This window comes from Bacillus sp. 0102A (assembly GCF_036765155.1).
GTDB lineage: Bacteria > Bacillota > Bacilli > Bacillales > Bacillaceae > Bacillus > Bacillus subtilis_G.
Genome location: NZ_JBAIZW010000007.1, coordinates 130,672 through 153,869 on the forward strand (window position 1 = coordinate 130,672; position 23,198 = coordinate 153,869).

Annotated in this window: 21 protein-coding genes; 8 read left to right on the forward strand and 13 right to left on the reverse strand. The window is 40.8% G+C overall.

The genetic code is table 11. The annotated features are described in order from the left end of the window. Nucleotides 1-100 precede the first annotated feature (100 nt). Complete coding sequence (locus V6D41_RS16385) at nucleotides 101-1,309, forward strand: DUF418 domain-containing protein (protein ID WP_333518921.1); 1,209 nt, start codon at nucleotides 101-103, stop codon at nucleotides 1,307-1,309. A gap of 29 nt (nucleotides 1,310-1,338) precedes the next feature. On the opposite strand, the gene V6D41_RS16390 is transcribed toward V6D41_RS16385, so the two are convergent. Further along, complete coding sequence (locus V6D41_RS16390) at nucleotides 1,339-1,794, reverse strand: RDD family protein (RefSeq protein WP_333518922.1); 456 nt, start codon at nucleotides 1,792-1,794, stop codon at nucleotides 1,339-1,341. 258 nt (nucleotides 1,795-2,052) lie between these two features. On the opposite strand from V6D41_RS16390, the gene V6D41_RS16395 reads away from it, so the two are divergent. Together V6D41_RS16395 and V6D41_RS16400 are read left to right on the forward strand one after the other, a co-directional pair. Then, nucleotides 2,053-2,478 carry a DUF5391 family protein gene (locus V6D41_RS16395; RefSeq protein ID WP_333518923.1) on the forward strand — a complete coding sequence of 142 codons (426 nt, stop codon included), beginning with the start codon at nucleotides 2,053-2,055 and terminating at the stop codon, nucleotides 2,476-2,478. Between the two features lie 100 nt (nucleotides 2,479-2,578). Beyond that, a complete protein-coding gene (locus V6D41_RS16400) occupies nucleotides 2,579-3,811 on the forward strand; it encodes a PQQ-binding-like beta-propeller repeat protein (protein ID WP_333518924.1) in 1,233 nt (410 codons plus the stop codon). Nucleotides 3,812-3,874: 63 nt separating this feature from the next. Here V6D41_RS16400 and V6D41_RS16405 read toward each other — a convergent pair whose 3' ends face one another. The 5 genes from V6D41_RS16405 to V6D41_RS16425 are packed head-to-tail and all read right to left on the reverse strand — an operon-like array spanning nucleotide 3,875 to nucleotide 8,824. Further along, nucleotides 3,875-5,074 carry an MFS transporter gene (locus tag V6D41_RS16405; protein ID WP_333518925.1) on the reverse strand — a complete coding sequence of 400 codons (1,200 nt, stop codon included), beginning with the start codon at nucleotides 5,072-5,074 and terminating at the stop codon, nucleotides 3,875-3,877. Continuing rightward, on the reverse strand, nucleotides 5,071-7,314 hold the full coding sequence (gene asnB, locus V6D41_RS16410; RefSeq protein WP_333518926.1) for an asparagine synthase (glutamine-hydrolyzing): 2,244 nt from the start codon (nucleotides 7,312-7,314) through the stop codon (nucleotides 5,071-5,073). Before asnB ends, V6D41_RS16405 begins: the two co-directional genes overlap by 4 nt. 20 nt (nucleotides 7,315-7,334) lie before the next feature. Continuing rightward, nucleotides 7,335-7,817, reverse strand: coding sequence for a hypothetical protein (locus tag V6D41_RS16415; protein ID WP_333518927.1), 483 nt, complete (start codon nucleotides 7,815-7,817; stop codon nucleotides 7,335-7,337). A gap of 3 nt (nucleotides 7,818-7,820) precedes the next feature. Then, nucleotides 7,821-8,090: a PqqD family protein gene (locus tag V6D41_RS16420; protein WP_033882790.1), complete on the reverse strand. Its 270-nt coding sequence runs from the start codon at nucleotides 8,088-8,090 to the stop codon at nucleotides 7,821-7,823. Next, on the reverse strand, nucleotides 8,090-8,824 hold the full coding sequence (locus tag V6D41_RS16425; protein ID WP_333518928.1) for a class I SAM-dependent methyltransferase: 735 nt from the start codon (nucleotides 8,822-8,824) through the stop codon (nucleotides 8,090-8,092). Before V6D41_RS16425 ends, V6D41_RS16420 begins: the two co-directional genes overlap by 1 nt. Nucleotides 8,825-9,332: 508 nt before the next feature. On the opposite strand from V6D41_RS16425, the gene V6D41_RS16430 reads away from it, so the two are divergent. Both V6D41_RS16430 and V6D41_RS16435 read left to right on the forward strand, forming a co-directional pair. Further along, nucleotides 9,333-10,325: a cupin domain-containing protein gene (locus V6D41_RS16430; protein ID WP_333518929.1), complete on the forward strand. Its 993-nt coding sequence runs from the start codon at nucleotides 9,333-9,335 to the stop codon at nucleotides 10,323-10,325. A gap of 79 nt (nucleotides 10,326-10,404) precedes the next feature. Further along, a complete protein-coding gene (locus V6D41_RS16435; RefSeq protein WP_333518930.1) occupies nucleotides 10,405-10,884 on the forward strand; it encodes a GNAT family N-acetyltransferase in 480 nt (159 codons plus the stop codon). A gap of 38 nt (nucleotides 10,885-10,922) precedes the next feature. Here the strand turns inward: V6D41_RS16435 and V6D41_RS16440 are convergent, their stop codons facing one another. Continuing rightward, nucleotides 10,923-12,260, reverse strand: coding sequence for an aldehyde dehydrogenase family protein (locus tag V6D41_RS16440; protein WP_333518931.1), 1,338 nt, complete (start codon nucleotides 12,258-12,260; stop codon nucleotides 10,923-10,925). A gap of 142 nt (nucleotides 12,261-12,402) precedes the next feature. On the opposite strand from V6D41_RS16440, the gene V6D41_RS16445 reads away from it, so the two are divergent. Continuing rightward, nucleotides 12,403-13,545, forward strand: coding sequence for a TetR/AcrR family transcriptional regulator (locus V6D41_RS16445; protein WP_333518932.1), 1,143 nt, complete (start codon nucleotides 12,403-12,405; stop codon nucleotides 13,543-13,545). A 491-nt stretch (nucleotides 13,546-14,036) separates the two neighbouring features. Here the strand turns inward: V6D41_RS16445 and V6D41_RS16450 are convergent, their stop codons facing one another. The 5 genes from V6D41_RS16450 to V6D41_RS16470 all read right to left on the reverse strand — a co-directional run bounded on the left by V6D41_RS16450 (nucleotide 14,037) and on the right by V6D41_RS16470 (nucleotide 19,344). Beyond that, nucleotides 14,037-15,506, reverse strand: a complete 1,470-nt coding sequence (locus V6D41_RS16450; RefSeq protein ID WP_333518933.1) for an HlyD family efflux transporter periplasmic adaptor subunit — start codon at nucleotides 15,504-15,506, stop codon at nucleotides 14,037-14,039. Next, nucleotides 15,507-17,690: a peptidase domain-containing ABC transporter gene (locus V6D41_RS16455; RefSeq protein WP_333518934.1), complete on the reverse strand. Its 2,184-nt coding sequence runs from the start codon at nucleotides 17,688-17,690 to the stop codon at nucleotides 15,507-15,509. An 80-nt stretch (nucleotides 17,691-17,770) separates the two neighbouring features. Further along, nucleotides 17,771-18,016 (reverse strand): Blp family class II bacteriocin, encoded by a 246-nt coding sequence (locus tag V6D41_RS16460; RefSeq protein WP_148963243.1) that lies wholly within the window; start codon nucleotides 18,014-18,016, stop codon nucleotides 17,771-17,773. 23 nt (nucleotides 18,017-18,039) lie between these two features. Further along, nucleotides 18,040-18,237, reverse strand: a complete 198-nt coding sequence (locus V6D41_RS16465; protein WP_148963244.1) for a Blp family class II bacteriocin — start codon at nucleotides 18,235-18,237, stop codon at nucleotides 18,040-18,042. Between the two features lie 297 nt (nucleotides 18,238-18,534). Continuing rightward, nucleotides 18,535-19,344, reverse strand: coding sequence for an SDR family oxidoreductase (locus V6D41_RS16470; protein WP_333518935.1), 810 nt, complete (start codon nucleotides 19,342-19,344; stop codon nucleotides 18,535-18,537). Between the two features lie 115 nt (nucleotides 19,345-19,459). Between V6D41_RS16470 and V6D41_RS16475 the strand changes: the two genes are divergently transcribed. Further along, nucleotides 19,460-19,711 (forward strand): hypothetical protein, encoded by a 252-nt coding sequence (locus tag V6D41_RS16475; RefSeq protein WP_333518936.1) that lies wholly within the window; start codon nucleotides 19,460-19,462, stop codon nucleotides 19,709-19,711. 167 nt (nucleotides 19,712-19,878) lie between these two features. Continuing rightward, nucleotides 19,879-21,759 (forward strand): molecular chaperone HtpG, encoded by a 1,881-nt coding sequence (gene htpG / locus V6D41_RS16480; RefSeq protein WP_333518937.1) that lies wholly within the window; start codon nucleotides 19,879-19,881, stop codon nucleotides 21,757-21,759. Between the two features lie 36 nt (nucleotides 21,760-21,795). Here the strand turns inward: htpG and V6D41_RS16485 are convergent, their stop codons facing one another. Continuing rightward, nucleotides 21,796-23,181 (reverse strand): sugar porter family MFS transporter, encoded by a 1,386-nt coding sequence (locus tag V6D41_RS16485; protein WP_333518938.1) that lies wholly within the window; start codon nucleotides 23,179-23,181, stop codon nucleotides 21,796-21,798. Nucleotides 23,182-23,198: the final 17 nt, after the last annotated feature.

Consider the following 23,198-nt stretch of genomic DNA (forward strand, 5'->3'; position numbering starts at 1 on the left):
AAGATTGTAAGGTTTCCATGCCTGTGTGACATCTAAATCGATGTTTCTGCGTTCCTTTTTTTCATACCCTTAAGGTACAGAAAAAAGGAGCGTGATAGATATGGCTTCATTACAGCCGACTTTGACAAATGAACGGATCGGCGTGCTTGATGTGCTAAGGGGAATGGCGATTTTCGGCATCTTATTTGTCAATCTGGCCCATTTCAGTTATCCGGATATGTATTTGTCTATGCTTGGAAAAGAGAATTTTTTTACAGAAAAATGGTCTGAAGCTGATTTTGTAGTAACAGAAATACTGAAATTTTTCATTCAAACAAAATGTATTTTATTGTTTTCCTTTTTATTTGGATTCGGCATGGTTGTTATGATGGAGAGGGCAGTAAGCAAAGGGAAACGGTTTGTTCCGCTCTATGCGAGAAGGTTAACGGTGCTTCTCTTGGTTGGAACGGTTCATGCCTTTTTGATTTGGGACGGGGACATTTTAACGGAATACGCTCTGCTCGGTTTTGTTCTGCTCTTATTTCGAAAAGCAAAGCCGAAAACACTGCTGATATGGGTGGTCTCTTTGTATCTTTTGTTTACCATACCGTTCATTTTGACAAGCTTTTATCAAGCAAACGGACAGGAATGGACTCAAGCGGTAACTCAGCAGGCAAAACAAGCGCTCCATGTTTACGGAAGCGGCAGTTTGAAGGAGATTGCGGAACAGCGGATCCACGATCGTCTTGTTTACATGTCTTCGAACGGCATGCTTACGTATAACCCGATCAGCTTCTTTTTTGCATCCATTCCTTATTTCAGCATGTTTTTGCTGGGGGCTGCGGCGGCGAAGTCACGATATTTGCATGAACCCGGAAAGCATCGCAAAGGGTTGAAAAGAGTGTGGATGGCTGGGCTAGTCATCGGCATCAGTGCCCAAGTGCTGTACAGTGTAACGGATAGGGAAGTATTTTTGCTGATTGGCGCGCCCTTCCTCATGTTTTTCTATGTCACAACGGTTGTTTATCTTTATCATAAAACAAGAGTAAAAACAGTGCTGCAATCATTCTCCGCTGTTGGACGGATGGCATTTACCAATTATCTGATGCAGTCTATCGTGTGTACGTGGATATTCTATCATTACGGCTTGGGCCTGTACGGGAAAGTGTATCCTGCTGCCGGCGTGCTCATCACGATTGCCGTTTGTGCCATTCAAATGGCCTTCAGCCACCTTTGGCTTCGGGTATTCCGGATGGGGCCGTTTGAGTGGCTGTGGAGAAGCGCTACGTATCTGGCGTGGCAGCCTAATTTAAAGAAAACAAAAGTCTAGACGCCTATTGGCGTCTAGACTTTTTTCTATTATTTATACACGACACGTGTTTTGCAAATGATATCATGCAGGCCTTTTTTCTCTCCAAAGCCGATCATGATAAAGCCAATATAAAAGATAATTCCAGATAAGATGTATGCAAAGTAACGGCCGATTGCCTGTCCGACAGAAACCCGTTCGCCTTGTTCATTGACCACTTTCAGGCCAAGAATTTTTTTGCCGAGTGTGCCCTGCATTTTAGAAGCTGTGAGCAGACCGTAATATAACACACAGATGACGAGCATGATCAGCATGGTAGGCAAAAATGCCAGCGTCATGTATTTCACGAAATACTCCTCTTCTGTCATGTAAGGGTCTGTTGCCACAGATCCAGCTATAAACACGCTATTGATAATAAATAGAATAATATAACTAGGAACAGATACAATAATGCCATCAATAAAATAAGCTAAAAAACGAATCCAAAATCCTGCTGGTTTTTCCATGTCTTTTTCTCTCTCCTTTGAATGAATCTGGAATAGTATACTTTGAAAAAATAATATGTGCAATATGATATGGTGATAAAATCCTGATATGCCTGAAAAATGAGTCTTTTATCCCTGTGTCTTTACTATATAAATCTACTACATTTAAGCGAATCTCATTTTCTGCATTCTGCCATTTTCTTTAAAATATAATGAATTTCTCATTTAGATTACATTATAATGATATATGTTAATATTTTCATTTGAGGGAGGGGTTTGATGTCTAGAAAAAACAGGGTGGCGATCGCAACAATCATTTCTGCGTTTCTTTTTTGTGCCGTGATTGCCGCTGCTTCACTTTCGCCGCTGGCCGGAACGGGAGCGGCGGCCAATCAATTTAACTCAGTCGGCATGTGGTCAGCTATCGGTATGATCCTTGTGATGTATTTCATTCCTTTTGTCATTTACATGCTTGGAGTTGATGCGATGAGGTATGTAATGGCGGTGTTTTGCGGCTTTGGGCTGCTGATTCATTTCTCTTCGGCCGGTTTTATCTTGATGTTTGGTTTGTTCAGTGGCCAGCTGCTTTCTGAGGTGGTCTTTGTGATTGTGGTTTGTCTCGCCGCGGCTGCTGTCAACATCATTTGGTTTGTGGCTGCTTTTCGTTCTGTTGCTGAAAAAACGTCCGCGAACAGCCTTACATAGTTTTCTAGTTTGTGATGGTTTTGTGAAGTAGAATTATAAAATGGATGAATATGTTATGATGATCACAAATTAGAAATTACATATAATGGGGGTCTCAATGATGGTCAGTTCATTTCGCATGAAAGCTTTGATTGCGGGAGCTGCGGTGGCGGCTGCTGTGTCAGTCGGCGCTGTTTCTGATGTGCCCGCTGCCAAAGTGCTTCAGCCAACAGCTGCTTATGCGGCGGAAACGGTGTTTTCTCAAAATAATGGAGCATCCGGCTTTTTGACAGGAAGGTATGATGTACAAGCTATGGCGCCTGCCATGTTTAACTGGTCACGCGAAAGCCGGTTCGCCGGAAATACAGACGGGACACTGAAATGGCAAAACGACATCAGAACGACTCCGCAAAATGGTGCGGGGGCTGTGATTGATGAAGACGGCACAGTATATCTTCATTCCAGAGATGGGGAAATGAAAGCTTTTAATCCGGATGGCTCAGTCAAATGGGTGACAGGCAATCTGGGAAAAACATTCACGCAATCTCCCGTACTCGGAACCAACGGCGTTATCTATCTGGCATCCTATGACAAAAAGATTTATTTTATCGACAAGGAAACAGGCGAGATTCTAACAACGGTCCCATTAAGCGGCGGGCCAAGCTCTGAAACGGTGATCGGTTCAGACGGCACGTTGTACTTCTCAACACTTGATAATTATGTTCACGCGATCAAACCGACGTCAAAATCAACTTGGACAGAACGCTGGAAGTTGAAAACAAATGGTGTCGTCAGCTCTGTGCCGGTGCTTGCCAAAAACGGCACTGTATATGTAGGCACATATAATTACGTGTTTTATGCGATCAACTCCGGAACCGGACAGGTGAAATGGTCCAGAACGACGTCAAAAGCGTTTAAAGGATATCCAGTGATTGATAAGGACGGCAACATTTATGCCGGTAACCAAGACGGACAGCTGTATGCGTATACGTCAACAGGCAGCTTAAAATGGACATTTCCGCTTAACGGGTTCTCCAGTTCATCGCCTGCGATCGACCATAATGGCAATATCTACATCGGTTCAGGAAGCGGCGAGCTGTTTTCCATCAGCAAAAACGGAGATATGAACTGGTCATTCTACACAGGAGGCCCTGTCAGAACGGCGCCGCTAATTGATGCGAAAGGAACGGTTTATTTCGGGTCAGATGATATGAAGGTTTATGCGGCGGACTCAAACGGCAATGAATTATGGAGCTATCAAACCGACAACAACGTCGTGTCATCTCCTCAGCTTGCTGAAGATGGAACGCTTTATATTGGAAGCTATACGAAGCTGATGGCTTTTGGGAAATAACTGAATAGAATAGCAGAAGACCTTCTTTTAATAAGAAGGTCTTCTTACTGTGATACAAAACATTTACACTTGCTGGGATTTTTCAATCTGAACTTTCATATCATTGTCTTTAATCTTAGGCACTATCGTATAAAGGATAATAGGGATTAATAGAAATACAGCTACAACAACAAACATGGCAGAGAGCCCAAAGGCTGCGGAAATGATGCCGAAAATGACACCGGAAAGAATTTCTCCAATTGCTCCTACCCCTGAGTTTAACGAGAAAAGTGTGTTCTTGTATGAATCGGGGAAAAACTTATTTAAGTAACTTGTTACGATCGGATGATGAATATCTTCAATTGCAAGCAAAAACGCAGTACATGGAATGCCCAGCGGCCTGAAGGCTCTAGACAATAGAAAGGTCATGACCATGCCCATTGAATCCAATGAGGTTAAAGCGAGATACGGATTTTTTTCGATCTTCTTTTCGAACCTGATGGTTAATGTCAAAAGAACAAGAGCGGTAAACCCTCCTAGGGCAAAAATATATCCCAGCGACTTTTCTGAAAAGCCTAAATCACTCAAAAAGGGCTGCCAGTAACGAGAAATTGTGTCATAGGCTGTCGCCGTAAAGAAACCGGCTATGACGATTAAAAGAACCCTTTTTTTGTTAAGGATAATTTTTAAACTTTCTTTGATAATCTTTATCGAATCATGTTGGTTCTGATCCCCATGATTTGTTTCGGAAACAGAAGGGACTTTAATAAATACAGACATCCAAATAAATAGTAGTAAATAGATCACCATAACGAGCAGGAAAGGAAAATAGATATTTAATGAATACAAATACCCGCTGGCAATACTTCCAATAATTAAGAAAGTGATTAGCAATTGTGTGTTTTTCATCATTTCTTTGCCGAATCGATCTTCCCCTGCGACACGGCTCATCCAAGTTTCAAAAGAACCGGAAATTAAGGAATCTGATAAAGCCCATATGATCATAGCCAGTATGCAAATAGCAGCTGAATCGATAAAAGGGAAGAAGGCCCATGTAAGGATGGAGAAAAAGAATGAACTGGCAATTGAAATTTTAATTCCATAACGATCAGCAAAAACGCCGGAAGGAACTTCAAATATAAGCTTAGCAATTTCAAGTACCGCTCCCATTAATCCAATCTGAAGGAAATCATAATCTATAGATATCAGATAAAGAATCCAAATAGGCGAAAAAATCCCCATTGCTAATCCCCTAAGTGCGGAAAACGAATAAAAGATGCTCATCTATATGCTCCTTCTGGCAGATTCTTTTGTTTGATCAAAATGATATTGTGTTCGATGGCTTCTTGAATATATTTGGCCACTTCTTCAAGGCTGACACCATGTCTTTCTAAAATCGTATGAAGTGTGTCTTTTCCATTAATATCACAGAGAATATGCAGCCAAGCTCCGACGTCTTCCTCAGAAACGATAAACTGAATAAATCCTTCTTCCGCAATGTAGATGCAATGCTCACTATCGCTTTTAGGCCTTAACAGAGTGACGCCAGGGTTTAGCGCCAAAATATCTTGTTCATCACACTTATTGGCTGAGATATTTAAACGGCTGGCAATATCACCTTCCTGTGAGTGCCAGTCTTTTATTGTTATCGATTCTAAATGGCTGGTTATGTCTGATTGAACAGAAGGGGTTTCTTTAGTCATTTTTGATAAAAGTCCCATGTTCACCAGTCTTAATAAAAATTCAAAATTTGTAAACTCAGGATCATCCTCCATGTCTGTCATGATGGCATGAATGTGTTCAACCTGTATTATGCTGGAGGCATCGCTGTGAGAGAAGGCCTCCTCTATAAGCTGATAATTTTTTTTCTTCAGGAGATGAAACATCATTTTATGTGTATATCTCACGTCCTTACCATAGAAAAAAGGAACCTTTGGCCGGTGGGTATAACTTGTATGCAGCCCATTTGTTAATGATTTTCGCAATATCGACTTATCCCATAACAGGTCTTTACGGAGTTCATCAGGTATTCCGCAAACCCATTCAACAAGCCGATGGTCTAAGAACGGTACACGGTTTTCGATATGATTAGCCGCGGCGATCCGATCTTCATGCCAGCAATTATACATTTGCAGGTCACGGTATTTTGTCAGGACATATGATTGCCAAGGATCTGCTTGGCTGGAATCATTGCTCTTTAAATAAGAAAGGTTTATAGGAGAAAGTCCAAAATGTTCCTCCCACACTCTAAAGATATTTCCCTGCTGCCGGTGCAGCCGGTTCATCTCCATCGTATTGACTGATTCAATAAATCCTGCCCAGCTTGGGTTCTCGGCAGGTGAAAGTGTCGTGCTGTAACCGCCGTTAAATTCGTCGCTGCCCTGGCCGGTCAGCATGACTTTCAGGTTTGGCCTTATCGCTTTGGCATACTTATGTAAATGAAACTTATATAATTGTTCCGGCCCGCAAAACGGTGTTTCACAGATCCATAACAAATGGTTATATGACTCTGGTTGTAATAGCTCATCGTTCCCTAATTGATAGAGAACCTGATGATTTGGAAGATGTAAATCTTTAGCCAGCCAATGGGCATATTTTGCATCTTCATTTGTAAATGTACTTTGGCTTAATACTGTAAACGTATGAAGATCTTGCTTTTCTGCCGCAAAATGTGCGACTGCAGCTGAATCAATGCCACCGCTAAGAAACAAGCCGACTTCAACGTCGCTTTGTAGACATCTATGGACTGAATCTGCCAGCAGTTCTCTATATCTATCAATCAAGTCATCCAGATGAAGATTCTCATGATAGCCTTGCCTGAGCAAAATATCCTGTAAAGACCAATAGCTTGCTGTTTTTCGTTCATTTGTTGTCAGATTAATTTCGAGATAATGGCCAGCATCGAGATTTTGGATGTTTACAAAAAAGGAAGTGGTTTCTTTATGATTACTGGCTGCTTCCCCGCATAGCCAAATGTCTGATAGTGCTTCTTTCCAATTAAATTGGCGGGGACAGTGAGGATGAGAAAATAGGGATTTTATTTCAGAGGCAAATATAAGCTCGTGTTTTAGCTCTGTGTAAAAAAGCGGTTTAATCCCAAAGCGGTCACGAACTAAAAATACTTTGTTTTTATTTTTGTCCCAAATGGCTATTGAAAACATTCCGACGATGTCGTCTACAAATCCAATCCCTTTTTCTTCATATAAATGAACAATTACTTCACAATCAGATGTCGTTTTAAACATATGATTGTGTAAAGAAGCCTTCAGTTCTTTATAGTTATAAATTTCTCCATTTACCATAACGACGATTGATCCATCCTCATTTAAAAAGGGCTGCTGTCCATTTACAAGGTCAAGAATGGACAATCGCCGAAATGCAAAGCCGACTTTGGAATCGATATGATATTGTTCATCATCCGGTCCCCTATAGCTGATGGCATCTGCCATGCCTTTCAGTATATGAAAGGTACGTTCCTGAGAACGGGGAGCAGCCAGATTAATAATACCCGCGAGCCCGCACATATGTCTCCCTCCCAATAGAGTTATTGATGTTTATAGATATAAGCTGTCTCTACATCTGTTTCTTTTAAAATATCGATTTTAATTCCGAGACGTTTTGCGTTTTCGATTGCGAGAATGGAAGCGTACGCAGAAAATTCTTCGGGATCAATTTCAAAATAAAAAAAGGCCTCACTAGGTTCTTTTTCATACCAAGTGTGGGTATTTACGATATATTTATCTTCTGTTTCAAACAATTCAATTTTGTCATAAAGTAAACGTCTTCCTTTTATAAAGAGTTCCACAAATGATTCAACTGGTTGTTGGCTGTTAATGTGTCTCCACTCATCATAATATCCTCTTTCCTCATATTGCTCGTGAATCCAGCTTACAATGTCTTGATGAGTCAATCCTTGTTTTTTGGCAAAGGCAAGCAGAGTGATGATGTAATTTACGATTGATTTAGAACGGTGTGTACTCAGCTCATGTATATCGTCTGGTAAAGCAAGCACTTTTTGTTTTTCCAATTCTCATGCCCCCTGCTTAACTTTGATTGCTTCATGTTCAATAAGCAACTCAAACAGCTCCATACAATCTTCCAAGCAGGTTTGATAATCAACATCATATTCATTTACGATTTTTGAGCAAATATCATGTATGCTGACCTTGCCGTCGATATGGTTATAAATATCTGATGCCATTTCATTTAAAGTGATGCCCGGCTCTATAATAATGCTTTTCAAATATTTTCTTGATGGCATTTCTGGATTTTTGGATAAAACAGTTGATTCATTGATCATTACAATGCACCTTCCTTTTCTTTTTCTATCGTTAACATCCATGTGACAGACTCAATTTCATGATCAGCGCTTTGATCATTTTGTTCCCACAGTGGAGCATCCTCCAGCTCATCTAAGCTTTCTATAAAATCCTCCGGTAAAAAGTGAAAGGTTTCTAATGAATAATTGGGAATGCCGGCATCCTGAACAAACTGGTGAATGTCTTCAAAGGAATAACTTTCTTCAAATGCCTCTCTTACAAACCTGAAGTATTCCGGTTCTTTGATTTGCTTTCGCATAATCTCTAAATGGCTTCCTTCGGGATTAAATGTATCCAAAATGACAATTTTTCCGCCCGGAGCCAGAACTCTATAGCACTCTTTAAGTCCTTTAACAACGTCTTCCCAATGATGCAGGCAAGAGTAGGAGACGATGAAGTCAGCATATTGGTCAGCATAAGATAAATGGTGGACATCTTCCAAATCAAATGAAATCAGGCTGCTTACTCCGCTTTTTTTAGCTTCTTCTTGAGCGATTTCATGCATGGCCGGGTTAATATCGACAGCATGCACGTTCGCATTTGTTTTTTTAGCCAACTGAATGCTTAAATAACCTGGACCTGTGCCCATATCGATAATGACTTTGTTTTTGGGGTAATACATCCGGGACAGTCTGGCGCCAAGCAAGGGGTAAAGATAGGATTGGTAAAGATCAACAAATTCTTTGTACGTTCTGCATTCTTCAGCCGTAATCATCTTCAGCATCCTCCTTATCAAGTTGGCGTGATAGCCTCAAACGTTAATCGTTTTGGATAAGATTAATGACCGCCAGCTGCTACAGCGCGGCGCAATTCAAAAAGGCGAGGTTTCTTATAAGCTTTTTTCATTGAACATCCCTCCTAAAATAGAGTACTAGATGTCAAATGCTAGATGAGTTTAATGACCGCCAGCTGCTACAGCGCGGCGCAGTTCAAAAAGGCGAGGTTTCTTATAAGCTTTTTTCATTGAGCATCCCTCCTAAAATAGAGTACTAGATGTCAAATGCTAGATGAGATTAATGGCCGCCAGCTGCTACAGCACGGCGTAGTTCAAAAAGACGAGGTTTCTTATAAGCTTTTTTCATCCTTTTCCCTCCTTCCTTATAAAAAAATAGGCTATCACGCACAACTAAATATTATAATCATCTGATAATTCTGTCAATATTTACTTTTAGAAAAAAATGTTATATCTTTGTGGTGAAGTTATTTTTTTTGGGAGGGATAATATGAGTGCTGTAACCGAATCGGTTTTGGAGTCTATCATCAGTCCTGTAACGATGAGTGAGTTTTTAGAAGAATATTGGCCTGTAAAACCTTTGGTAGCCAGAGGAGAAGTGGAGAGATTTACAAGCATACCGGGGTTTGAAAAGGTTAGAACGCTAGAAAACGTATTGGCTATCTACAATAATCCAGTCATGGTCGTTGGTGATGCTGTGATCGAAGAATCTGAAGGGATCACAGACAGATTTCTTGTGTCACCTGCAGAGGCTTTAGAGTGGTATGAAAAAGGGGCTGCATTAGAGTTTGATTTCACCGACCTATTTATTCCCCAAGTCAGAAGGTGGATAGAAAAACTCAAAGCGGAATTAAGACTGCCTGCGGGTACCTCTTCCAAAGCCATTGTTTACGCGGCGAAAAATGGCGGGGGATTCAAAGCCCATTTTGACGCCTATACCAACTTGATTTTTCAAATTCAAGGTGAGAAAACATGGAAGCTTGCCAAGAATGAAAATGTGAGCAATCCAATGCAGCACTATGATTTATCAGAGGCTCCTTACTATCCTGATGATTTACAGTCATATTGGAAAGGAGATCCGCCAAAAGAGGATCTGCCAGATGCAGAAATCGTTAATTTAACACCGGGAACCATGCTGTATTTGCCAAGGGGGTTATGGCACTCCACCAAATCTGATCAAGCAACGTTAGCTTTAAATATTACATTTGGCCAGCCTGCATGGCTTGACTTGATGCTAGCAGCTCTTCGAAAAAAATTAATCAGCGATAACAGATTTAGAGAACTCGCTGTAAATCATCAATCCCTGCATGAATCGTCCAAATCAGAGTTAAATGGATATTTGGAAAGTCTGATTCAAACGTTATCAGAGAACGCAGAGATATTGACCCCAGAGCAAATCTTCCAATCTCAGGATTCAGATTTTGATCCTTATCAATCCACGCAATTGGTATTCAGACAGCTTTTGACAAGTTATAAGTTCTAGTAAATACTAGATAAGGGGATTAATAACATAAAATGGGTTGTTAATTCTCTTATCTTTGTTCAGCTAAAAGGAGGAAAATATGAATATTATTCCGACATGCCAGATACCAAAAGATCTTGTTTCCGCGTTTTTTCAAAAACACTGGGGCAGTCCGCAAATGGTTATTTCTAGCGGTATTTATAACTGCGATGAATTAGATGGCTATGGAATGCTCAACGATGATAACCAGATTGTTGGCCTTATTACATACATATTTGAAGAAAATGCCTGTGAAATCATTTCGCTGGATAGTGTCATTGAGAATAAAGGGATCGGAACAGCTCTGCTAGAGAAAGCCGAGGAAGCATGCAGAGAGAGAAATGTCAAACAAATAAAACTGATCACAACCAATGATAATATTCATGCATTAGCGTTTTATCAGAAGAGAGGGTACCGGTTGGATCGACTATTTGTGAATGCAGTCGAGACGGCCAGAAAGATGAAGCCCGAAATTCCTTTACTGGCAGATAATAAAATACCTATCCGTGATGAATTGCTTTTGGTCAAGGAGTTACAATAAAAGGCGCTCCTCTAAGGAAGCGCCTTTTGATCATGCGATTATTTAGCGGATTGAATAAATACACCCTTCTCATGAGAAAACTCTTTGAATCCATATACTCCATGATAGGAGCCGATTCCGCTTGTATTGACGCCGCCGAAGGGCAGGTTGACGTCACTGAAATGAACGACAACATCGTTAATGGCTGCGTTGCCTGATGTTGTATGCTGAAGGACGTTGTCGATCAGGCCTTGGTTGTGGCTGAATACATAAAGCGCAAGCGGTTTATCGCGGTCATTTACGTAATCGATGACCTCGTCGATGTCTTCATAATTCATCATTGGCAGGATCGGTGCGAAGATTTCCTCCTGCATGATTTTCATGTCGGGCGTGACGTTTTTCAAAACGGTTGGCGAGATCGTGCGGTCGCTGGCATCGAATACGCCGCCGAACACGACTTCCGCACCTTTTTCGATAGCGTCGTCGAACAGGTCTTTGACGCGGTTGAAGTTGCGGTCGTTGACAATCTGCGTAAATTTGCTGCGGTCCGGATTGCGATCATCCTCCATAAATCCTGCGTTGACGATTGTTTGTAAAATGCCCGCGAATTTGTCCTGCACATCTTTTTTAATAAACAGATAATCAGGTGCGATGCAGGTTTGGCCGGCGTTTACGAATTTCCCAACGGCGATCTTTTTCGCTGCGTCCGTGAGATCGTATTCACTGTCAATGATCGTTGGGCTCTTGCCGCCAAGCTCAAGTGTGACAGATGCCAAGTGTTTGGCCGCTGCTGTCATGACGATTTTTCCGACATTTGTGCTTCCAGTGAAGAAAATGTGGTCAAACGGCTGATCTAGAAGCTCGGTTGCCACCTCAACCTCTCCTTCAAAAATCGCGACTTCTTTTTCGTTAAAAGCGTCTCGAATCACTTTTGCGGCAATGTTGCTTGTGTTCATCGTAAAATCAGACAGCTTCACAATCGCGCTGTTTCCGCCTGCGAGAGAAGCGGCAAGCGGCGCCATCGTCAGCATAAACGGATAGTTCCACGGACCGAGGATGAGCGTTACGCCTTTAGGCTCGTACATAAGAATTCCGTTTGCGTCAGGGCTTAAAGATGAACCGACTTCTTTAGGCGCCATCCATTGTTCCAGGTTGTTCATATTATCTCTGATCGCTTTTTTCGTTCCTTCGATTTCCGCTCTTTTGACCTCGTGATATGGTTTGCGGACGTCTTTGCGAATCGCTTCGATGATTTCTTCTTCATGGGCAATGACGGAATCTAAAAAGCGCTGAAGCTTCTCTATGCGCTGTTCCGCTGTTGAAGCGCGCAGTGCTTTTTGCTGTTTTTTCTGAAGCTGAAAGACACGCTGAATGTCGTCTTTTACTTGCTGTTCCATTGTAAAATCCCCCTCATTTGCTTTCTTCTTTTCTCAGACCTATTATAAAGTGGTACCTTTTCTGTAAGAAAGACAACGGTGAACCATCTATACGTTACCGTACATATATCGAACATCTGTCTAATGATTGGGGGTGTCTTTTGTGCCGGAATCTGCTGAAGCTCAAGTGAAACAGGCGCTGCTGGCCTTATTGGAAGAAAGGGATATTCAACATATCACAATGAAAGAAATTGCTGAGAATGCCAAAGTGAGCCGCGGGACGCTCTATCTTTATTATGAAGACAAGTTCTCCATTATTGAGGATGTAATCGAAGACATGAAGGAAGGGCTGGGCGAAGCGCTCTATGACGCCTTTAAGCATATGGACACACTCCATTTAAATAAAAAACGGCACACCGTGCATCCGACTCTGTCCTTTGTTCACGAGCATCGATCCTTTTTTGGCACGATGATGAACAGAGAACATTTTGATCGTTTTTTTAAGGATGTGTTTCAGCAGGATGTCCTGCTGGCTCCGGTCAATGTGAATCTGACGCCGATTGAACAGGAGATTTACGGACATTACCGGGCTTTATACACGTACGCAATTATCCTCTATTGGCTGAATGAGGATGCGGACGCGTCTCCGGAAGCCATCAGCCAAAAGGTATGGGAGCTTGTTTCTCAAAAGAGGTTTTATTGGCTGTTTGGACAGGCTGCGTCAGGGGAGCGGCAGGAGGACAAGCAAATCGACAGGCGTGTGGTTCGAACGAGAGAGGCGCTGCAGAAGGCTTTGTTGGACGTATTGGCGGAGAAACAAGACTACGCGGCCATTACGATTTCGGATATTACCCGTAAAAGCAATATCCGCCGCGCAACCTTTTATGATCACTATGCCAGTAAAGAAGAATTGCTGCAAACCATGATTCAGCAATCGTGTGCGGAGATCATAGATCACCTGTCGATTGCCTCAAGTCCGAATGAGCTTTCTTTAAAGGATGCGGAGGAGGCGTTAGCCAGTCTGCTTTCTGCTTTATCAAACATGCCCATTGTCCCTTTTCTCAATCGGGAATGGGGTGTTCCTCATGTGATACCTGATATGTTCAAAGCGCTGGAATCGTTTTACCTGCATCAGCAGACTGACATTCATGCGGAGAAAAAGCTTTATGCCTATTATGTATCCGCGATGATTATCGGGCTGATTTTGTATCGGCTGGATGAAGGGAAGACGCATGCGCCGGAAGTGCTGGCGAGGGAGTTTTTGCAGTTTTTGGATGTGAAGAAGTATAAGGTTGTATTGCTATAAACGAAAAAATCAGCCTGCGGAGTTACTTCAATATGTTTTGAAAAGGAAGTCTTAGAGAGGTAGCGTTTCTAACGGATATCCATTTGCCCGGATACTCAGTCCGGGCTTTTGTGTCGTTTTGTCACTTGTTCTTTCGCGTTTCTTTCTTTTCTTTCAAGGTGAGATTTAAAAATAGAAGGGCCAAAAGAATCAGAGCAATGTTCACCGACCAAGATTTCCAGCTTGAAGCAGGGTCTAAAATCGTGTTGAAAAGCAAGTGAATGATAGAAGAAAATGAAAAGAGTAAAAATAATAGTTTGTTTTGCGACATAAATTACTTGACCTTTCTGTTGAAAATTTAGTTGTAATGATAACATAATTACATAAAACAAGAAATGAATCCACAAAAATGAAATTGTATAATAGTTTATTTTGAGTTGTTCACTTATTCTAAGTAACTTTATTTATTTCAGGCTGGTGAGTCCAATTGTCACTGTTTTATTTACATTTTATTATTGTAAATGTAGTATTTCTAATAGATAATCAATGTACCTTTTAGAATCCACTAAAATTGAAACATCAGTCTGCATTCCATTTTTTAAGTGTAAAGTTGATCCATTATCGTTCATAACTTTATTTTTCTCTATGGTGCTTTCAGCAATGTAAAATTTTTGCCCGTTTTGATCACTTATACTGTCTGGACTTATTTTTGTAATGACACCTTTAATGGTTTGATTTGTATTTTCAATATGGAATCTAACCTTATCTTTTTCATTAATATTTGTGATCTCATGACTCGGAATATAAATGTTACCTTTAAGCTTCTCTTTATCAGGGACAATAGTCAAAATAGCAGTGCCTGCTTGTAAATTGTCACCTGGAGATATATTTGTTAGTACATTAACATAGCCGTCACTAGTTGCTTTTATTTTATATTTTTCTAATTGTAAATCTATCATCTTTAGATCATCTTCTTTTGATTTAAGAGTGGTCTGAAGATCTGTTTGCTTTTGAGATGTTTGATTTAGCAAGTTTGTTTTAAGCTGTTCAATTGAAAGCTTATAATTTGTTTCCTCTGAGTTATCGGAAGCACTATCAGAATCGCCACTTTTCATTGAACTGTTAATCTCATCAAGTGATTGATTTAATTCGTCTTTTTCTTCACTTAGTTTTACTACCATATCTTGTTTTAAAATTTCAAGCTGTCCGTTTAGATTCTCTTTCTGCTGTGAGAAACTGTTTTTATCGAGCTCATCTTTCATCTTCCGTAGATCATCAAGCTGCTGCTCTACATTTTGTTTGTTAGTTTGATAACTATTATAGTAAGAACTATACTTATCATCCTGTTTGGCAAAGGATTTATTGTTTTTAATGGAGTCTTGCAGATCAGAAATTCTTTGAAGCTTTAGTTCCACTTTTTTTTTTGTCTTATCGAGACTATTTTTTATGCTTTTTTTCTGCTTCTTAAGTTTTTTCTGCTGAGTTTTTGCATTTTCTTTTGATGACTCTAACAAATTACTTTGTTTTTCGTACGAGAGATATTGATCTTGATAACCCCAATGATCGTCCTCACTGAATAAATTTTTGTCATTTTCAATACTTTTTTTTAGAGTTTTGTTTAACGCAGCTTGTTCTTTTAAATCTTTGATATCTGCTTTAACAGCTTTTTTCTGCGCTTGGATTTCAGTATTGTCTAGAGTTAATAGAGTATCTCCCTTTTTCACCTTATCAACCTGTTTAATATCAATAGTTTTTACTTTTCCGGCTACTTCGCTTGTTACGTTGCTGTTAGGCTTGGTATATTGGATGTCAGCTGTCGTTTTTAGAATCACTTCTTTCTTTCCATAGAAACTAAAAACAATACATGCAATAAGTAAAGCTATCAGTATATATGTAAATAAAACACCAATTGGTTTGGGTTTTGATTCATAGAATTCTCTGCTATCCTTCAAATCATGTAAATTGAAAAAGTTACGTTTCATCTAAATAGTCACCATCCCTTTGGATGGCATTTGGTTCTCCCACAATTCATAGTACTTGCCTTTTTTCTTCAATAAATCATTGTGGTTCCCATACTCTATGATTTCTCCATTTTCCATGACAAATATTTTGTCACAATTCATAATTGTACTCAAACGGTGAGCGATTATAATCGTAGTTATACCAACAGTCTGATCGTATATCATCTTTGATATTCCTTGTTCGGTAGTCGTATCGAGATTGCTAGTTGATTCATCCATTATGAGAATGTTAGGTTTTCTTAATAATGCTCTGGCAATTACGAGTCTTTGTTTCTGGCCTCCAGATAAATTAGACCCGTTTTCTTCTACAAGTGTATCGTATCTCATTGGTAAATCATTGATAAAATCATGTGCTTTAGTTTGTTTACATACTTTTATAATCTCTTCAAATGTAAAACTGCCTGAGTTACCTAGCAGAAGGTTTTCAAAAATGGACCCCTGTATAAAGTGGGATTCTTGAGGGATATAACCGATACTTTCTCTTAATGCATGAGCATGAATATCATTGATATGATAACCATTAATTAAAATTTCACCAGACTCAGCTGTATAAAATTTCATTAAGAGTTTAGCTACAGTAGATTTGCCGGAACCGCTCTCTCCAATTAAAGCGACTTTCTCCCCTTTATCTATATGTAATGTAATATCTTTTAAGATTAGTCGCCGAGTACCATATCGGAAGTTAATTTTATTAAATTCTATTGGGCCATTAATAGACGCTGGCGTTGTTATCTGAGCATCCTTATCTTTTATTTCGTGTTCTACTTCTAGTATTTCTCCCAGTCGTTTAGAAGCAACAGAAGCTGACTGAAGTTTCGATTGAAGGCCTATTATATTCTGTAAAGGGTTCAAAAAATACGTTAACAATGCATTGTATGTAATGAGCTGCCCCACTGTGAGATTTCCTTTCATGACTTGAGTTGAACCGATCCACAATATGAATGCTCCACTTACTAAATCCAGAAACATTTTAATAGAATTCTGAAGGTTATCAATAACGCCGTGCTTAAAAGCAGAGCGCAAATATTTCACAAATTTCTTTTCTGTCTCATATGACATCATATATTCAGCATTATATGCTTTAACTGTTTCAATACCATTAAGTGTTTCAACTATTTTTGATGTCAGCTGAGCATTGTTTTCCATTTCAGTAATGTTGATAGATTCATATGGCTTCATAAAGAGCCAAACTGTAAGAACATAAAATGGAATAAAAGCCAAAGTAATCAAAAACAAAGTTGTATTTTGCAGATATAAAAAGATGCCTACCATTACAAGCATTACTGTATCAAGTACTACTGAAAGAGAGGCGCTAATAATCGCATCAATTACTTTGTTAGCATCATTAAATCTTGATATAATCTCCCCGATCTTTCGAGTGCTAAAAAACTTCATCGGTAAGCTAAGTACATGTTTGAAATAACCAAACATTATTGAAATACTTAATTTTTGGCCCAATAATATCATTAAATATTGCCTAAAGGCTGTTAAAAGGACTTTAAATAAGTACATAATGATGAGGCCGAATGAAAGTATATGTAACGTGCTATTCAATCCATTTGGTAAAATCTCATCAATGACCGTTTGAAAATAAAAAGTCCCCATAATACCGAAAACTGTAATAATAAAGGATGCTAAAATTGTGTGTATGATCAATGATTTTTGATGAAGTATCAATTTGAATATATCACTTTGTATAGTACTGGTCTCAGCATGGATCTTATATGTTTCAGAAGGAGTCAGTAAAATTAATATTCCTGTCCAAATTTCTAAAAATTCTTTTTTTGTATACTTAATGATTCCGCGGCCAGGATCTGCAATAATAACCTGATCTTTTGTAATTTTATGAATAACAACATAATGTAATAATTGTCCATCAAGAATGATATGTGCGATAGCCGGCAGTGTAATGGGTTCTTCTAAAGCTGTTTTGTCAGCTTTTACTCCTTTTGCTGAAAAGCCTAATTGTTCAGCGGCTCTGACTAGTCCAAGTGCGCTGGTGCCTTGTTTATCTGTTCCCGCAATATCTCGAATTTTATTTATTGATAATTTGGAGCCGTAATGCTTCAATATAGTGGCAAGACAAGCTGCTCCACAGTCTTTTTCATCGATTTGTTTTACATATTGGTATTTTTTAAAGAACATCTAAATACTCCATGATTCTAATTATTTTAAAAAAGAAAGACAATCTGTTAATCAAACAGATCGTCTTAAATTAGGGATTTTTAAGCCCCTTTATATCCTAAGTAACCACCGATGGCTCCTCCAACTACAACACCAGCGGCAACTCCCCATGCTCCACCTAGTCTTCCATATTTTGCGCCATTTTGGGCTCCTTTTACTACACCACCCAGTATAGCTCCTCCTGTGAGTCCTCCAGCTACACCATCACCATAGCCAGAACCCCCTTCTACTAACTCAAGCTGACTATCAGATAAGACTTCAAAATTTTTATTCTCTAAATTATTCATATGTATATTCCCCTAACATAGTTTTATTTTCTGTGATCCAAAGCGTAACCAATAGCATATGCAGCAGCCCCATAATGAGCCCCAACAAAAGCGCCCGCTGGGCCACCAAACATTCCTCCGATTGCAGCTCCATCAGCAGCGGCAAATAGAGCATTCTTCGTAACATTTTGCCAGTTACCGCCTTCCACTTTTTCTAATTCTAAATTAGATAATTCTCTCATAAACAACACTCCTTTTGTACTAGTTTCTTAGTTATTCTAGTATAAATTATCGGTAAAATCAATATCATTTACTATATTTTTCTTTGGGATCAACTTACTATTAGATGGTGGAGATTATTTAATTTCTTTTGGATAAAGATATCATATTAAATGAATCTTCAAGATGATAAATTAGATAATTATAATAATGTGATTAGTTCTAATAATCTAATTTATAGGTTTCTAGAAAAGCTAATCCTAAATTCAATAAAAGAGGGCAGATTTCTATCCACCCTCTCTTAATGAATCATCTGAATTTTATTTCCACTTCTCATCAATCAGCATCTTCCCAGGCCATGTATATGCCATGATGCCGCCGTCTGCGGTGATGTCTTCTCCTGTAACGTATGAGCTGTCGTCTGAAGCGAGGAACAGCGCCACCGTCGCCATTTCCTTCGGCTGGCCGAGGCGTCCGAGCGGCGTGACCCATTTGTTGGCTTTGCGAAATTTTTCGCCCAGTTCCTGTTCTTTGGTACCTGCTAATTTGTCAATCAGCGGCGTTTCGATCGTGCCCGGTGAGATGGAATTGACGCGGATGCCGTCTCTTGCGTAATCTATCGCCATCGCTCTTGTCAGATTGGTGATTCCGCCTTTTGCGGCGTTGTAGCCGGAGCGGTCGAGGTCCGCGGCCCGGCCTGACATGGAGGAGGTGTTGATGATGGAGCCTCCGTTTTCGAGCATGAGCGGAATCAAGTATTTGCTGCAAAGAAACGTGCCGCGCAGGTCGACGGCGATAATTCGGTCAAACAGGTCAACCGGATATTCGTGCACCTTTCCGCCCTCCTGATCAACGCCGGCGTTATTAAACAGAATATCTATCGTTCCGCACGTCTCCTTCATTTGATCAGCAAATGCTTTCACACTATTTTCATTCGACACATCAAGGTGTATGGCATCCGCCTGTCCTCCGTTTTGTCTGATTGCTTCAACTGTTTCTTTTATTTGATCTGTATTGATGTCTCCAATTATCACACGCGCGCCTTCATTGGCAAAAACCTCTGCCGTCGCTTGTCCAATGCCTGTCGCGGCACCTGTGATCACTGCGGTTTTGTTTTCAAGTCTTCCCATGACGAGACCTCCTTTTTCTATTTGTCTTCCCGCTCTATGCAGTGATAAACATGCCGGAAAAGAACTGCCAACATATGTTAAGATGGATTGGGAAATTGTTGGGAGGTTTGTGTGTTTGAAGATACAGCACAAGAAGGAACTCAAGTTTTATTGCTTTATCACGATTCCATCGGCGTTTGTTGTGCTGACTGTCGTCTCTTTTATCTTGAAGGAGATTACGTTTCCGGTGACAGCAAGCGCGTTTCTGAATGCTTCATGGCATAATCTATTGTTTCTGATACCGTTCGGTTTGTTTTTCTATCCGGTGCATATATGGATGAAGCGGGAGTTTGGCCGCTGGAACGAGGCTGAAAAAAAGAGAGGGTGATGGCCTCTCTTTTTTTCAGAATAAATAGTGAAAACGCATCTAAATCATGTTAAATTTACATATATATGCATCTATCAATCTAGTTGACAATTGTCACCGTATGTAATAAATAGATGCTGAAAAGGGTTTACATAACATAACAACAAATCAAAAAGGAGCGATCTAGAATGGCTAAAAAAGAATTTAAAGCAGAGTCCAAACGCCTGCTGGATATGATGATTAACTCCATTTATACCCAAAAAGAAATTTTCCTGCGTGAGTTAATCTCCAATTCGAGTGATGCGATTGACAAAATTTACTACAAAGCGCTGACAGACGATGCGCTTACGTTTGATAAAGACAGTTACTACATAAAGGTCACAGCTGACAAAAGCACGAGAACGTTAACGATCTCTGATACGGGAATCGGGATGACAAAGGATGAGCTTGAGCAGCATCTCGGAACAATTGCAAAAAGCGGTTCCCTTGCGTTTAAAAAGGAAAACGAGCAGAAAGACGGCCATGACATCATTGGACAATTCGGTGTCGGTTTTTACGCGGCGTTTATGGTTGCCGATGTCGTGACGGTCATCAGTAAGGCGCTCGGCGGCGAAGAGGCGTATAAATGGGAGTCTGCGGGCGCAGACGGCTATACGATTGAGCCGTGTGAAAAGGATGCTGTCGGTACAGACATTATCCTGACAATCAAAGAGAACACAGAAGATGACAGCTATGACGAGTTTTTAGAGGAATATCGTTTAAAAGCGATCATCAAAAAGTACTCCGACTTCATTCGCTACCCGATCAAAATGGATACTACCATTAATAAGCCGAAGGAAGACGGCGAAAATGAATTTGAAGAGGTGCAGGAAGAACAGACAGTCAATAGCATGGTGCCGATCTGGAGAAAAAACAAAAGCGAGCTGACAGATGAGGACTATGAAAAGTTCTATGCTGAAAAGCATTATGGATTTGATAAACCGCTCTCACACGTTCATATCAGTGTGGATGGCGCCGTACGCTATAACGCAATTCTATTTATTCCTGAAAACATGCCGTTTGACTATTATTCCAAGGAATATGAGAAAGGCTTGGAGCTGTATTCCAATGGCGTTCTGATCATGAACAAATGCGCGGACCTGCTTCCGGACCACTTCAGCTTCGTGAAGGGGATGGTCGATTCTGAGGATCTGTCACTGAACATTTCCAGGGAAATGCTGCAGCATGACCGTCAGCTGAAGCTGATTGCGAAAAACATCAGCAAAAAAATCAAAAGCGAGCTGCAAAGCCTGCTCAAAAAAGACCGTGAGAAGTACGAGACGTTCTACAAGTCGTTCGGCAGACAGCTGAAATTCGGCGTTTATAATGATTTTGGCGCGAATAAGGAACAATTGAAGGACCTCTTATTATTCTACTCTTCGAAAGAGAAAAAATTGGTCAGCCTAGATGAGTACGTATCCAGAATGCCTGAGGAGCAGAAATATATTTATTACGCGACAGGTGATTCATACGATCGCATTGAGAAACTGCCGCAAACGGAAATGGTAGCGGACAAAGGCTATGAAATTCTCTACTTCACAGAGGACATCGATGAGTTTGCGATTAAAATGCTGACATCTTATCAGGAAAAAGAATTTAAATCCGTATCAAGCGGGGATCTTGGCATAGACACGGATGAGGATCAAAAGCAGTCAGAGGAAGAGGAAAGCAAGTACAAGGATCTGTTTGAGGAAATGAAAAACATTTTGTCAGATAAAGTAAAAAACGTCAAAATCTCAAAACGACTCAAATCACATCCGGTCTGCCTTGCTGCTGACGGCGAAGTCACGATTGAGATGGAAAAAATCTTAAACGCGATGCCGGACAGCCAAAATGTACAGGCGGAAAAAGTGCTGGAAATCAACCCGAATCATGAGGTATTCCAAACACTGCAGGACGCATTTGAACAAGATAAAGAGAAGCTGAGCCTGTACACAAATCTCCTGTACAATCAGGCGCTTCTCATCGAAGGCCTGCCGATTCAGGACCCTGTGGAATTTACGAACAATATGTGCAAGGTTATGGTGTAACAGAGAAAGGAATCGTCCTGTGAGACGATTCCTTTTTTATAATGTACGCTCATTCAGCACTTGGCTCTGGCTGCTGTTCTTCTTTTTAAACCGTTGTTTCAGGCTTGCTTCAATGTCTTCCAAGCTTTTCCCTTTGGTTTCAGGAACCACGTAGAGGGCGAAGAAAAATGAAAGCAGACAGATCCCTGAAAAAATGGTAAAGACCCATGCGATGCCCATCGCGCTGAGCATCAGCGGAAAGACGAGCGACACGATCAGGTTGGTCGCTGATAATACCAAAGTAGTAAAGCCTGTTGCGGCTCCGCGTACTTTGGATGGGAAGAGCTCAGGCATCAGAACCCATACAACCGGCCCCCATGTTGCTTGGTAAAACACGATATAGACGCCGAGAAAAACGACGGTCAGCCATGCTGTTGATGTAGAGAGCCCCAGTGTCAGGAGCACAGCTGCTAATGCGGCCAAGCTCAGTGTAATGCCGACGCTTCCCCAGATCAGGAGCTTTTTGCGGCCGACACGGTCAATTAAGATCATGGCGGTGATGCACATGATGACGTTGAGGACGCCGATCCCCATTGTGCCGAGTACTGATGCCGATGTGCCGAGACCGGCCTTCGTGAAAATGGTTGGCGCGTAGTAGATCACCGTGTTAATGCCGACAGCCTGCTGAAAAACGGCAAGGCCGACGCCAATGAGAAGCATAGGGCGAATCCATTTGGCTTTTAGCAAGCCGAGTGTTGTTTCTTTTTTCCCTGCTTCCGCTACTTTCATATCTGCAAGTTCCTGTTCAATATCTTCTTGGTCATGAGTGATTTTCATAATGTTTTTCGCTTCTTCTACACGCCCGCGTTTCACGAGCCATCTTGGTGATTCAGGCATAAACGCGATCCCGATTAATAAAAGCACAGCAGGCACCGCAGCCAGCCCCACCATCCAGCGCCACGCTTCAAATGGCGTGAACAGATAGTTGACGATATAGGCTAATAAAATACCGGTAACCACCATTAAGTTGTTCATCGTGCCCAGTGTTCCGCGGATTTTTGTCGGCGCCATTTCTGAAAGATATACAGGCACCAGTGCCGTTGAACCGCCGACGGCCAACCCGAGAATCACCCGAGACGCAATCAGCATGCCGACCGTTTGAGAAAATGCGCAAGCGAGCGCACCAATAATGAAAATGATGGAGAGGACAAATACAACTTTTCTCCTGCCCCAGCGATCTGAGCATGTGCCGCTTAAGGCTGATCCGAAAATCGCGCCAAGAAGCAGCATACTGACGACCAATCCCTCTGTTAATGTTGTTAGAGGAATATCGTTGTTGATAAACAGTAACGCTCCAGAGATGACGCCCGTATCGTAACCGTAAAGCAGCCCCCCTAAAGCGCCGAAAAAGTAGATCATATATTTCCTTATGTCTTTTTTCACAAATGTTCCCCCTCAGT

What these genes read in the sequence shown, in the direction of transcription:
- V6D41_RS16385 (WP_333518921.1), top strand. Translation starts at nt 101, where the DNA reads ATGGCTTCATTACAGCCGACTTTGACAAATGAACGGATCGGCGTGCTT.
- V6D41_RS16390 (WP_333518922.1), bottom strand. Translation starts at nt 1,794, where the DNA reads ATGGAAAAACCAGCAGGATTTTGGATTCGTTTTTTAGCTTATTTTATT.
- V6D41_RS16395 (WP_333518923.1), top strand. Translation starts at nt 2,053, where the DNA reads ATGTCTAGAAAAAACAGGGTGGCGATCGCAACAATCATTTCTGCGTTT.
- V6D41_RS16400 (WP_333518924.1), top strand. Translation starts at nt 2,579, where the DNA reads ATGGTCAGTTCATTTCGCATGAAAGCTTTGATTGCGGGAGCTGCGGTG.
- V6D41_RS16405 (WP_333518925.1), bottom strand. Translation starts at nt 5,074, where the DNA reads ATGAGCATCTTTTATTCGTTTTCCGCACTTAGGGGATTAGCAATGGGG.
- asnB (WP_333518926.1), bottom strand. Translation starts at nt 7,314, where the DNA reads ATGTGCGGGCTCGCGGGTATTATTAATCTGGCTGCTCCCCGTTCTCAG.
- V6D41_RS16420 (WP_033882790.1), bottom strand. Translation starts at nt 8,090, where the DNA reads ATGATCAATGAATCAACTGTTTTATCCAAAAATCCAGAAATGCCATCA.
- V6D41_RS16425 (WP_333518928.1), bottom strand. Translation starts at nt 8,824, where the DNA reads ATGATTACGGCTGAAGAATGCAGAACGTACAAAGAATTTGTTGATCTT.
- V6D41_RS16430 (WP_333518929.1), top strand. Translation starts at nt 9,333, where the DNA reads ATGAGTGCTGTAACCGAATCGGTTTTGGAGTCTATCATCAGTCCTGTA.
- V6D41_RS16435 (WP_333518930.1), top strand. Translation starts at nt 10,405, where the DNA reads ATGAATATTATTCCGACATGCCAGATACCAAAAGATCTTGTTTCCGCG.
- V6D41_RS16440 (WP_333518931.1), bottom strand. Translation starts at nt 12,260, where the DNA reads ATGGAACAGCAAGTAAAAGACGACATTCAGCGTGTCTTTCAGCTTCAG.
- V6D41_RS16450 (WP_333518933.1), bottom strand. Translation starts at nt 15,506, where the DNA reads ATGAAACGTAACTTTTTCAATTTACATGATTTGAAGGATAGCAGAGAA.
- V6D41_RS16455 (WP_333518934.1), bottom strand. Translation starts at nt 17,690, where the DNA reads ATGTTCTTTAAAAAATACCAATATGTAAAACAAATCGATGAAAAAGAC.
- V6D41_RS16460 (WP_148963243.1), bottom strand. Translation starts at nt 18,016, where the DNA reads ATGAATAATTTAGAGAATAAAAATTTTGAAGTCTTATCTGATAGTCAG.
- V6D41_RS16465 (WP_148963244.1), bottom strand. Translation starts at nt 18,237, where the DNA reads ATGAGAGAATTATCTAATTTAGAATTAGAAAAAGTGGAAGGCGGTAAC.
- V6D41_RS16470 (WP_333518935.1), bottom strand. Translation starts at nt 19,344, where the DNA reads ATGGGAAGACTTGAAAACAAAACCGCAGTGATCACAGGTGCCGCGACA.
- htpG (WP_333518937.1), top strand. Translation starts at nt 19,879, where the DNA reads ATGGCTAAAAAAGAATTTAAAGCAGAGTCCAAACGCCTGCTGGATATG.